The following is an 11,032-nucleotide window of genomic DNA, read 5'->3' as shown; positions in this document are numbered from 1 at the left end:
CAGGTTCTCGTAGCCGTTGGCGTCGACCTTGACGCCCATGCCCAGGTCGTCCAGCTCGGCCAGGCGCACCGGCAGGCCGGCGCTGAGGGTGTCGGCCAGGCGCGGGCGGATCGGCGGTTCGCTGAAGATGCAGGCCGGGCCGGCCTTCTGCAGCTGCGCGCGCATCGCGGCGACGTGCCTGGCGCCCGGCTGTACGTCCGCCGACAGCGCGAAGACCCCGGCGTGGCGCAGGCCGTAGGCCTCCTCGAAGTAGTCGAAGGCTTCGTGGAAGACGAAGTAGGGCTTGCCCACCAGCGGCGCCAGGCGTTGCTTCAGGCGCGCGTCGAGCTGCTCCATGCGCTCGTCGAAGGCCTTGAGGTTGGCCTGGTAGCGGCTGGCGTTGGTCGGGTCGGCGATGGCCAGGTCCTCGGCCATGCGCGCGGCGATCAGCTGGGCGTTGGCCGGCAGCAGCCAGAGGTGCGCGTCCACGGTGCCGGGGCGGTGATCGTGGTCGTGATCCTCGTAGTCGGCGTGGCTCATGGTCTCGAAGTTGACGAACTTGCGCAGGTGCATGCCGGGCAGATCCTGCACCGCCACGCTCGGGCCCTGGCGCGCCTGCAGCGGCTTGTCGAGGAACACTTCCATGTCCGGGCCGACCCAGTAGAACAGCCGCGCGTCGCGCAGCCGGCGCACGTCCGAGGGGCGCAGCGCGTAGCTGTGCGGCGAGGCGCCGGGCGGCAGCAGCACGTCCGGGGTGCCGGCGCCATCCTGGACGGCGGCGGCGATCAGTTGCAGCGGCTTGATGCTGGTCAGCACGCTGACGTCGGCGCGCGCGCCAAGGCTCAGGAGCAGGGCGCAGCAGGCGAGAAGCAGGGCGGAGGGGCGCAGGGTCACGGCGAACTCACACGGGAAGGGAGGTAAAGGGTAATATAATAACGTCTCCGAACCCGAGCGTCGCCGCCGCATGTACAAGCTGATGCCCAACACCCCGCTAGCCTGCCGCCCGCACGACCACGCCACCTGCGTGGCCGGCGCCCTGGCCGAAGCCGACGCGCTCTGCGCGCGCCAGGGCGTGCGCCTGACCGAGCTGCGCCGGCGCGTGCTGGAACTGGTCTGGCAGAGCCACAAGCCGCTGGGCGCCTACGACATCCTCGCCGTGCTGAGCGAGGAAGACGGCCGCCGCGCCGCGCCGCCGACCGTCTATCGGGCACTGGACTTCCTCCTGGAAAACGGCCTGGTGCACCGCATCGCCTCGCTCAACGCCTTCGTCGGCTGCAACAATCCCGAGCACGCCCACGAGGGCCAGTTCCTCATCTGCCGCGCCTGCCACACCGCCATCGAGTTGGAGCAGCCGGCCATCAGCGAGGCGATAGTCGCCGGCGCCCAGGGCGTGGGCTTCGCCGTCGAGACGCAGACCGTCGAAGTGGTCGGCCTCTGCGCCGCCTGCGCGCCCAAGCAGCGGGAGGCCTGATGAGCCAGGCCCTGGTCCGCCTCGAAGGGGTGGGCGTGCGCTATGCCGGGCAGGCGGTGCTGCAGAACGTCAGCCTGAGCATCGGCGCCGGCGAGATCGTCACTCTGATCGGCCCCAACGGCGCCGGCAAGACCACCCTGGTGCGCAGCGTGCTCGGCCTGCTCAAGCCCGACAGCGGCACGGTGTGGCGCCAGCCGAAGCTGAGCATCGGCTACATGCCGCAGAAGCTCCACGTCGACCCGACCCTGCCGCTCTCGGTGCTGCGCTTCCTGCGCCTGGTGCCGGGCGTGGGCCGTGAGCAGGCCCTGGCGGCGCTCGGCGAAGTGGGTGCCGCGCACGTCATCGACAGCCCGCTGCAGACCGTCTCCGGCGGCGAACTGCAACGCGTGCTGCTGGCCCGCGCGCTGCTGCGCAAGCCACAGCTGCTGGTGCTCGACGAACCCGTGCAGGGCGTCGACGTCGCCGGCCAGGCCGAGCTGTACCGCCTGATCACCCGCCTGCGCGACCGCCTGGGCTGCGGCGTGCTGATGGTCTCCCACGACCTGCACCTGGTGATGAGCACCACCGACCAGGTGGTCTGCCTGAACCGCCACGTGTGCTGCCACGGCCACCCCGAGCAGGTCAGCGGCGACCCGGCCTTCGTCGAGCTGTTCGGCCAGGACGCCCGCAGCCTGGCGGTATACCACCACCATCACGACCATTCCCACGACCTGCATGGCGAGGTGGTGCCGCAGGGCGCCGGCCTGGCCATCCAGGGCAAACTGACGCCGCTCCACAAGCACGGCCCCGACTGCAACCATGGCTGATTTCCTTCTCTACGCGCTGCTGGCCGGGCTGTCCCTGGCGCTGGTCGCCGGCCCCCTGGGCTCCTTCGTGGTCTGGCGGCGCATGGCCTATTTCGGCGACACCCTGTCCCACGCCGCGCTGCTCGGCGTGGCCCTGGGCTTTCTCCTCGACGTCAGCCCGACCCTGGCGGTGACCGTCGGCTGCGTGCTGCTCGCGGTGCTGCTGGTGACCCTGCAGCAGCGCCAGCCGCTGGCCGCCGACACCCTGCTCGGCATCCTCGCGCACAGCACCCTGTCGTTGGGCCTGGTGACCCTGAGCTTCATGAAGGAAGTGCGGGTGGACCTGATGGCCTACCTGTTCGGCGACCTGCTGGCGGTGAGCCAGACCGACCTGCTGTGGATCGTCGCCGGCAGCGCCCTGGTGCTGGGGCTGATCTGCTGGCTGTGGCGGCCGCTGCTGGCGATCACCGTGCACGAGGAGCTGGCGCGGGTCGAGGGCCTGCCGGTGACCGCCATCCGCCTGGCGCTGATGCTGCTGATCGCCATCGTCATCGCCGTGGCCATGAAGATCGTCGGCGTGCTGCTGATCACCTCGCTGCTGATCATTCCCGCGGCCGCCGCCCAGCGCCACGCGCGCAGCCCCGAGCAGATGGCCGTCGGCGCCACCCTGGTGGGCCTGGTGGCGGTGTGCGCCGGGCTGTCGCTGTCGTGGTTCAAGGACACCCCGGCCGGGCCCTCCATCGTGGTCAGCGCCGCCGCGCTGTTCCTGCTGAGTTTTGTCCTGCCGCGGCGGACGGTGTAGAATTTGGTGATTTTTTGAACAACCGAGTACCCGGCATGAAGTCCCTTGCCCTTCGCCTGCTTTCCCTCTTCGCCGTGGCCCTGCTGCTCGGCGCCTGCCAGAGCCTGTCGCAACCGGCCCAGCCCGCCAGCGCCTTCGAGGCCAAGCTGGCCGCCGGCCAACTGGAGGGCGCGCAACTGCAGCTCGGCCAGGAACACGAGGACGCCGCGCAACTGGCCGAGCGCCGCCAGCGCCTGGCCGACGCCTACCTGCAACGCAGCCGCGAGGCCCTGCAGGCCGGCGACGTCAACGGCGCCAGCGCCGCCCTGGCCCGCGCCCGCTCACTGATGCCACGCGCCCCGGCGCTGGCCGCCGACGTCAAGGACATCGGCCAGCCGAAGGCCGTCGAGTCGGTCAAGTGCGCGCCCTGAGGCGCGCCTGACGGCATCGCGGCCGTCTATCCCGCCTTATTCCCTTTCGCTCTGCGCTTATCTGAACAAGGATTAATCAGCCATAAGAAAGCAGGGTAAAATGCGCGGTTTTGGTCGAGCGCCTACGCTCGTTGCCAGGGCACCCCGGTAACCCGCGCCAGTCCCACACTTCGCCGTACCCACAAGGTTCGCCACGTGATCGAATTCCACGACGTCCACAAGACCTACCGCGTCGCCGGCCGCGACATTCCCGCCCTGCAGCCGACCAGCCTGAACATCGGCGCCGGCCAGGTATTCGGCCTGATCGGCCATTCCGGCGCCGGCAAGAGCACCCTGCTGCGCCTGATCAACCGCCTGGAAGAGCCCAGCGGCGGGCGCATCGTCATCGACGGCGAGGACATCACCGCCCTCGACGCCGACGGCCTGCGGCGCTTCCGCCAGCGCGTCGGGATGATCTTCCAGCACTTCAACCTGCTGGCGTCCAAGACCGTCGCCGAGAACATCGCCATGCCGATGAAGCTCGCCGGCGGCTTCAGCGCCGCCGAGATCACCGCGCGGGTCGACGAACTGCTGCTGCGCGTGGGCCTGCAGGACCACGCCCGCAAGTACCCGGCGCAGCTTTCCGGCGGCCAGAAACAGCGCGTCGGCATCGCCCGCGCGCTGGCCTGCCGGCCGAAACTGCTGCTCTGCGACGAGGCCACCAGCGCGCTGGACCCGCAAACCACCGGCCAGGTCCTGCAACTGCTGGCGGAGATCAACCGCGAGCTGCAACTGACCATCGTGCTGATCACCCACGAGATGGACGTGATCCGCCGCGTCTGCGACCGCGTCGCGGTGATGGACGCCGGGCGCATCGTCGAGCAGGGCGAGGTGGCCGACGTGTTCCTGCATCCACAGCACGAGACCACCCGACGCTTCGTCTTCGAGGCCGAGCGGGTCGACGAGGGCGAGCAGCATGACGACTTCGCCCACGTGCCGGGGCGCATCCTGCGCCTGACCTTCCGCGGCGAGGCCACCTACGCCCCGCTGCTGGGCACCGTGGCGCGCCAGACCGGGGTGGACTACAGCATCCTCGCCGGGCGCATCGACCGCATCAAGGACCAGCCCTACGGCCAGCTGACCCTGGCCCTGGTCGGCGGTGACATGGAAGCGGCGATGAGCCAGCTGAATGCCGCCGAGGTGCATGTGGAGGTGCTGCGCGCATGAGCGATTTCTTTGTGAACATCGACTGGTCGGAGATCCTCCAGGCCAGCCTCGACACCTTCTGGATGCTCGGTGGCTCGCTGCTGTTCACCGTCATCCTCGGCCTGCCGCTGGGCGTGCTGCTGTTCCTCACCGGCCCCCGGCAGATGTTCGCCAACCGCGGCATCTACGGCGTGCTGGCGTTCATCGTCAACGTGCTGCGCTCGCTGCCGTTCATCATCCTGCTGATCGTGCTGATCCCGCTCACGGTGATCCTGGTCGGCACCTCGCTGGGCGTCGCCGGGGCCATCCCGCCGCTGGTGGTGGGCGCCACGCCGTTCTTCGCGCGCCTGGTGGAAACCGCCCTGCGCGAAGTCGACAAGGGCATCATCGAGGCCACCCAGGCGATGGGCGCGAGCACCCGCCAGATCATCTGCAACGCCCTGCTGCCCGAGGCCCGCCCGGGCATCATCGCGGCCATCACGGTCACCGCCATCACCCTGGTGTCGTACACCGCGATGGCCGGCGTGGTCGGCGCCGGCGGCCTCGGCGACCTGGCCATCCGCTACGGTTACCAGCGCTTCCAGGACGACGTGATGCTGCTCACGGTGATCATGCTGGTGGTGCTGGTACAGATTCTCCAGACCGTCGGCGACAAGCTGGTGGTCCACTACTCCCGCAAATAACCACAAGGCCCGCGGGCCACAGGAAAATCCCAAAAGGAGCGCTCCATGAAGAAACTGCTTGCCGCCTTCGCCGCCGCCGCGGTCATCGCCGCCCCCCTCGCGCAGGCCGCCGACACCCTGAGCGTGGCCGCCACCCCGGTGCCGCACGCGGAAATCCTCAACTTCGTCAAACCCATCCTTGCCAAGGAAGGGGTGGAGCTGAAAGTGAAGGAGTTCACCGACTACGTGCAGCCCAACACCCAGGTCGCCGAGAAGCGCCTGGACGCCAACTTCTTCCAGCACCAGCCGTACCTGGATGAGTTCAACAAGTCCAAGGGCACCAGCCTGGTAGCCGTCACCGGCGTGCACATCGAGCCGCTGGGCGCCTACTCCAGCAAGTACAAGAAGCTCGACGAGCTGCCCGCCGGCGCCACCGTGGCCATCCCCAACGACGCCACCAACGGCGGCCGCGCCCTGCTGCTGCTGGCCAAGACCGGCCTGATCAAGCTCAAGGACGAGAAGAGCATCACCGCCACCCCGAAGGACATCGTCGAGAACCCGAAGAACATCAAGGTGCGTGAACTGGAAGCCGCGACCCTGCCGCGCGTGCTGAACCAGGTCGACCTGGCGCTGATCAACACCAACTACGCGCTGGAAGCCAAGCTGAATCCGACCAAGGACGCCCTGGCCATCGAAGGTTCCGACTCGCCCTACGTGAACATCCTGGTGTCCCGCCCGGACAACAAGGACAGCGCCGCCATGCAGAAACTGGCCGCCGCCCTGCACAGCCCCGAGGTGAAGCAGTTCATCCTCGAGAAGTACAAGGGCGCCGTGGTCCCGGCCTTCTGATCGAAGCCCGCGCCCGCCGCTGAAGGAGCCGCGCCCCCGCAAGGGGCGCGGCTTTTTTCTGCGCGCTGTAAACAGGCTGAAACACCGGGCTTCTATAACGGTGGCTCCACAACTTCTTTTCTAGCTTCAAGACCGCTTTTCCATACTCAGGCAGGGGAAAGCGGTCTTTTTTTGTCTGCGATTCCTCCCCCCGCCCCCGTAGGGCGGATAAGCGTTCGCGCTTATCCGCCGCCACCCATCGCGCGTAGATTCGGCGGATAACGCCCAAGGCGTTATTCGCCCTACGGTCTGTGGACGAGTGGATACTCGACAACCCCCAATGATCTTCGTATTCTGCACAGCGAAACATGATTCCGTTAAACAACAAGATCAACGACGGAGACGCTGAGCATGTCCGAGGTAGTGCGGGTCGAACGTCACGCTGACGTGGCCCTGATCAAAGTCGACAATCCCCCGGTCAACGCCCTGGGCCTGGCGGTTCGCGCCGGGCTGCTGGCGGCCTTCCGCGAGGCCGAGGCGGACGCCGCGGTGCGCGCGGTGGTGCTGGTCTGCGACGGCCGCACCTTCATGGCCGGGGCCGACATCAAGGAATTCGGCAAGCCGCCGCAGGCGCCCTCGCTGCCCGAAGTGGTCGAGGCCATCGAATCCGCCAGCAAGCCCAGCGTCGCCGTGATCCATGGCACCGCCCTGGGCGGCGGCCTGGAAGTGGCCCTGGCCTGCCATTACCGCCTCGCCCGCGCCGACGCCCAGGTCGGCCTGCCGGAAGTGAAGATCGGCCTGCTCCCCGGCGCCGGCGGCACCCAGCGCCTGCCGCGCCTGGCCGGCGTGGCGCGGGCGCTGGAAATGATCGTCTCGGGCAACCCGGTGAAGGCGCCGCAGGCGCTGGAGTACGGCATCCTCGACGGCATCGTCGACGGCGACCTGGCCGAAGCCGGCCTGGCCTTCGCCGGCCGCCTGCTGGACGAAGGCCGTGGCCCGCGCCGTACCGGCGAGCTGCCGGTAGAGCCGGCCGCCGAGCTGATCGCCGCCAAGCACGCCGAAGTGCAGAAGCGCATGCCCGGCCTGTTCTCGCCGCTGCGCTGCGTGGCGGCGGTGGAAGCCGCCACCCGCCTGCCCCTGGCCGAGGGCCTGCAGCGCGAGCGCGAGCTGTTCCAGGAATGCCTGGAGTCGCCGCAGCGCGCCGCCCTCATCCACGCCTTCTTCGCCGAGCGCGAAGCGGCGAAGATCGCAGGCCTGCCGGCCGACACCCCGGTGCGCGAGGTGCGCACGGCGGCGGTGATCGGCGGCGGCACCATGGGCGTGGGCATCGCCCTGTGCTTCGCCAATGCCGGCATCCCGGTGAAGCTGCTGGAAGTCGACGCCGCCGCCCTCGAACGCGCCCTGCAACGCGCCCGTGGCACCTACCAGGCCAGCGTCGAGCGCGGCAGCCTGAGCGCCGAGGCCATGGAGAAACGCCTGGCCCTGCTCGAAGGCGTGCTCGACTACGCGGCCCTGGCCGAGGTCGACGTGGTCATCGAAGCCGTGTTCGAAAGCCTGGAAGTGAAGCGCCAGGTGTTCGAGCGCCTGGACGCCGTGTGCAAGCCCGGCGCCATCCTCGCCAGCAACACCTCGTCGCTGGACCTCGACGCCATCGCCGCCTTCACCCGCCGCCCGCAGGACGTGGTCGGCCTGCACTTCTTCAGCCCGGCCAACGTCATGCGCTTGCTGGAAGTGGTGCGCGGCCGCGAAACCAGCGCCGAGGTGCTGGCCAGCGCCATGCAGCTGGGCAAGCGCCTGAAGAAGGTTTCCGTGGCGGTCGGCGTGTGCGACGGCTTCGTCGGCAACCGCATGATCTTCCAGTACGGCCGCCAGGCCGAATTCCTCCTGGAGGAGGGCGCCAGCCCCGCCCAGGTGGACGCCGCCTTGCGCGACTTCGGCATGGCCATGGGCCCGCTGGCGGTGCGCGACCTCTCCGGGCTGGACATCAGCCACGCCATCCGCGAGCGCCAGCGCCCGAACCTGAAGCCGGGGCAGACCCTGCCCAGCGTGCTCGACCACCTGTTCGCCGCCGGCATGCTCGGGCAGAAGAGCGGCGCTGGTTTCTACCTCTACCCGCAGGGCTCACGCACCCCGCAGGACAACCCGGCGCTGCCGGCCATGCTGGAAGCTTCCGCCGCCGCGCGCGGCATCCAGCGCCAGCCGGTGAGCGAGCAGCACATCGTCGAGCGCTGCGTGTTCGCCCTGGTCAACGAGGCCGCGCGCATCCTCGACGAAGGCATCGCCCAGCGCGCCAGCGACGTCGACCTGATCTTCCTCAACGGCTACGGCTTCCCGGCCTGGCGCGGCGGCCCGCTGTTCCACGCCGACAGCCTGGGGCTGAGCCACGTACTGCAACGCATCCGCGAGTTCCACCAGCGCTTCGGCGCCTGGTGGGAACCGGCGCCCCTGCTCGAACGTCTGGTGGCCGAAGGCCGCCGCTTCGCCGACCTCTGAGGACCCGCCATGGACATCCACTTCACCCCCGACGAACTGGCCTTCCGCGATGAAGTCCGGGCCTTCCTCCAGGCCAAGCTGCCGCAGGACATCGCCAGCAAGGTGCGCCTGGGCAAGCACCTGAACAAACACGACCACCAGCGCTGGCAGCGCGCCCTCAGCGAGCGCGGCTGGTACGCCAGCCACTGGCCGGAGGAATTCGGCGGCACCGGCTGGAACGCCGTGCAGAAGCACATCTTCGAGGAGGAATGCGCCGCCTTCGGCGCGCCGCGTACCATCCCCTTCGGCGTGAACATGGTCGCCCCGGTGATCATCCGGTTCGGCACCCCGGAACAGCAGGCGCACTACCTGCCGCGCATCCTCGACGGCACCGACTGGTGGTGCCAGGGCTACTCCGAGCCCGGCGCCGGCTCCGACCTGGCCTCGCTGAAGACCCGCGCGGTGCGCGACGGCGACCACTACATCGTCAACGGCCAGAAGACCTGGACCACCCTCGGCCAGCACGCCGACTGGATCTTCTGCCTGGTCCGCACCGACCCCGAGGCCCAGCAGCAGCGCGGCATCAGCTTCCTGCTGATCGACATGAAGAGCCCCGGCATCACGGTGCGGCCGATCATCACCCTGGACGGCGAGCACGAGGTCAACGAAGTCTTCTTCGACAACGTGAAGGTGCCGGCGCAGAACCTGGTCGGCCGCGAGAACGACGGCTGGACCTGCGCCAAGTACCTGCTCACCTACGAGCGCACCGGCCTGGCCGGGATCGGCGCGTCCAAGGCGGTGCTCGCGCACCTCAAGCGCGTCGCCAGCCGCGAGCTGTGCGACGGCAAGCCGATGCTGGAAGACCCGCTGTTCCGCGCCCAGGTGGCCGAGGTGGAGATGCAGCTGATGGCCATCGAGATGAGCACCCTGCGCATTCTCGCCGCCGCCCGCGAAGGCGGCGTGCCGGGGGCGGAAAGCTCGATCCTGAAGGTCAAGGGCACCGAGATCCGCCAGGCCATCAGCCACCTGCTGCGCAAGGTCATCGGCCCCTACGCGCTGCCCTTCATCGAGGACGAATTCGACCTCGACGCCACGCCGCTGCACGCCGACTACGCGACGGCGCCGGCCAGCCAGTACTTCAACCTGCGCAAGCTGTCGATCTTCGGCGGCTCCAACGAAATCCAGAAGAACATCGTCTCGAAGATGATTCTCGAGCTGTGAGGGCGTGAGCATGGACTTCAAACTCAGCGAAGAGCAGCAGATGCTGCAGGACACCGCGGCGCGCCTGGTGCGCGACGCCTACCCGTTCGACAAGCGCGAGGGCTTCGGCGCCAGCGAGCAGGGCTACAGCGCGGACTTCTGGCGCCAGCTGGGCGAGCTGGGGCTGACCTCGGTGTCGCTGCCGGAAGCCTACGGTGGCTTCGGCGGCGGCGTGGACAGCCTGCTGGTGCTCACCGAACTGGGCCGTGGCCTGTGCCTGGAGCCCTACCTGCAATCGGTGGTGCACGCCGGCGGGCTGCTCGCCCAGTTGGGCAGCACGGCGCAGAAAGACCACTGGCTGCCGCGCATCGCCAGCGCAGAGGCGCAGCTGGCGGTGGCCCTGGAAGAGCCGCAGAGCCACTACCAGTTGCACGACGTGCAGACCCGCGCGGAGCCGGCCGGCGATGGCTGGAAGCTCAGCGGCCGCAAGGCGGTGGTGATCGGCGGGCAGAGCGCCACGGCGCTGCTGGTATCGGCGCGGGTGTCCGGCAACGCGCGCGACGAGGCGGGCATCGGCCTGTTCCTGGTCGACCCGCAGCAGCCCGGCGTGGAACGCCGCGTGTACCCGACCATCGACGGCCAGAAGGCCTGTGAACTGTTCCTCGACGGCGCGCGGGCAGAGGCCGTCGGCGTGCCGGGCGAAGCCCTGGCGGCGCTGCGCTACCAGCAGGGCCGGGCCATCGCCGCGCAGTGCGCCGAGGCCCTGGGCAGCATGCAGGAAGCCTGCGACCTGACCCTGGACTACCTGAAGACGCGCAAGCAGTTCGGCATGCCGATCGGCAAGTTCCAGGTGCTGCAGCACCGCATGGTGGACATGCGCAGCGAGCTGGAACAGGCCACCAGCATGGCGATCCTCGCCGCCTGCGTGGCCGACCAGGCCGACGACGCCGAGCGCAGCCGCACCCTGGCGGCGGCCAAGTTCATCGTCACCCGCGCCGGGCGCTTCATCGCCGAGCAGGCGATCCAGCTGCACGGCGGCATCGGCATGACCTGGGAATACGTGCTGGCGCACCACGCCAAGCGCCTGGTGATGCTCGGCCACCAGCTGGGCGACGACGACCATCACCTGAAGGTCTACGCGCGGTTGCTGGAAGTGGCCTGACGCCCACAGGCACGGAACCGCAGGTATCGTAGGGCGTATAACCGTTCGCGGTTATACGCCGCTACACCGCGCCTGA

At 69.1% G+C, this 11,032-nt stretch carries 11 protein-coding genes; 10 read left to right on the top strand and 1 reads right to left on the bottom strand.

Translation table 11 applies throughout. From position 1 onward, the window contains the following. A partial coding sequence (locus P3W75_RS26685; protein WP_276230325.1) for a zinc ABC transporter substrate-binding protein occupies nucleotides 1–873 on the bottom strand: 873 nt, incomplete at its 3' end. Nucleotides 874–943: 70 nt separating this feature from the next. Here P3W75_RS26685 and zur point away from each other — a divergent pair. The 10 genes from zur (at nucleotide 944) to P3W75_RS26635 (ending at nucleotide 10,956) form a co-directional block, all read left to right on the top strand. After that, nucleotides 944–1,450, top strand: coding sequence for a zinc uptake transcriptional repressor Zur (gene zur / locus P3W75_RS26680; RefSeq protein WP_276230324.1), 507 nt, complete (start codon nucleotides 944–946; stop codon nucleotides 1,448–1,450). Then, complete coding sequence (znuC, locus tag P3W75_RS26675; RefSeq protein WP_276230323.1) at nucleotides 1,450–2,256, top strand: zinc ABC transporter ATP-binding protein ZnuC; 807 nt, start codon at nucleotides 1,450–1,452, stop codon at nucleotides 2,254–2,256. The genes zur and znuC overlap by 1 nt, the downstream gene beginning before the upstream one ends. After that, the gene (znuB, locus tag P3W75_RS26670; protein ID WP_276230322.1) at nucleotides 2,249–3,037 is read left to right on the top strand and encodes a zinc ABC transporter permease subunit ZnuB; all 789 of its coding nucleotides are present in this window, start codon (nucleotides 2,249–2,251) and stop codon (nucleotides 3,035–3,037) included. The genes znuC and znuB overlap by 8 nt, the downstream gene beginning before the upstream one ends. Nucleotides 3,038–3,072: 35 nt before the next feature. Next, nucleotides 3,073–3,447, top strand: a complete 375-nt coding sequence (locus P3W75_RS26665; RefSeq protein ID WP_276230321.1) for a hypothetical protein — start codon at nucleotides 3,073–3,075, stop codon at nucleotides 3,445–3,447. A 195-nt stretch (nucleotides 3,448–3,642) separates the two neighbouring features. Further along, the gene (locus P3W75_RS26660) at nucleotides 3,643–4,653 is read left to right on the top strand and encodes a methionine ABC transporter ATP-binding protein (RefSeq protein ID WP_276230320.1); all 1,011 of its coding nucleotides are present in this window, start codon (nucleotides 3,643–3,645) and stop codon (nucleotides 4,651–4,653) included. Beyond that, on the top strand, nucleotides 4,650–5,315 hold the full coding sequence (locus P3W75_RS26655) for a methionine ABC transporter permease (RefSeq protein WP_276230319.1): 666 nt from the start codon (nucleotides 4,650–4,652) through the stop codon (nucleotides 5,313–5,315). The genes P3W75_RS26660 and P3W75_RS26655 overlap by 4 nt, the downstream gene beginning before the upstream one ends. A gap of 45 nt (nucleotides 5,316–5,360) precedes the next feature. Next, nucleotides 5,361–6,143 (top strand): MetQ/NlpA family ABC transporter substrate-binding protein, encoded by a 783-nt coding sequence (locus tag P3W75_RS26650; protein ID WP_276230318.1) that lies wholly within the window; start codon nucleotides 5,361–5,363, stop codon nucleotides 6,141–6,143. Between the two features lie 390 nt (nucleotides 6,144–6,533). Then, complete coding sequence (locus P3W75_RS26645; protein WP_276230317.1) at nucleotides 6,534–8,615, top strand: 3-hydroxyacyl-CoA dehydrogenase NAD-binding domain-containing protein; 2,082 nt, start codon at nucleotides 6,534–6,536, stop codon at nucleotides 8,613–8,615. 9 nt (nucleotides 8,616–8,624) lie between these two features. Next, a complete protein-coding gene (locus P3W75_RS26640; RefSeq protein WP_276230316.1) occupies nucleotides 8,625–9,815 on the top strand; it encodes an acyl-CoA dehydrogenase family protein in 1,191 nt (396 codons plus the stop codon). Nucleotides 9,816–9,825: 10 nt separating this feature from the next. Then, entirely contained in the window at nucleotides 9,826–10,956 is a 1,131-nt protein-coding gene (locus P3W75_RS26635) for an acyl-CoA dehydrogenase family protein (protein ID WP_276230315.1), read from the top strand. Nucleotides 10,957–11,032: the final 76 nt, after the last annotated feature.

Origin of the sequence: Pseudomonas citronellolis (assembly GCF_029335315.1) — a bacterium.
GTDB lineage: Bacteria > Pseudomonadota > Gammaproteobacteria > Pseudomonadales > Pseudomonadaceae > Pseudomonas > Pseudomonas citronellolis_A.
This window is presented reverse-complemented; position numbering and strand designations above follow the sequence as displayed.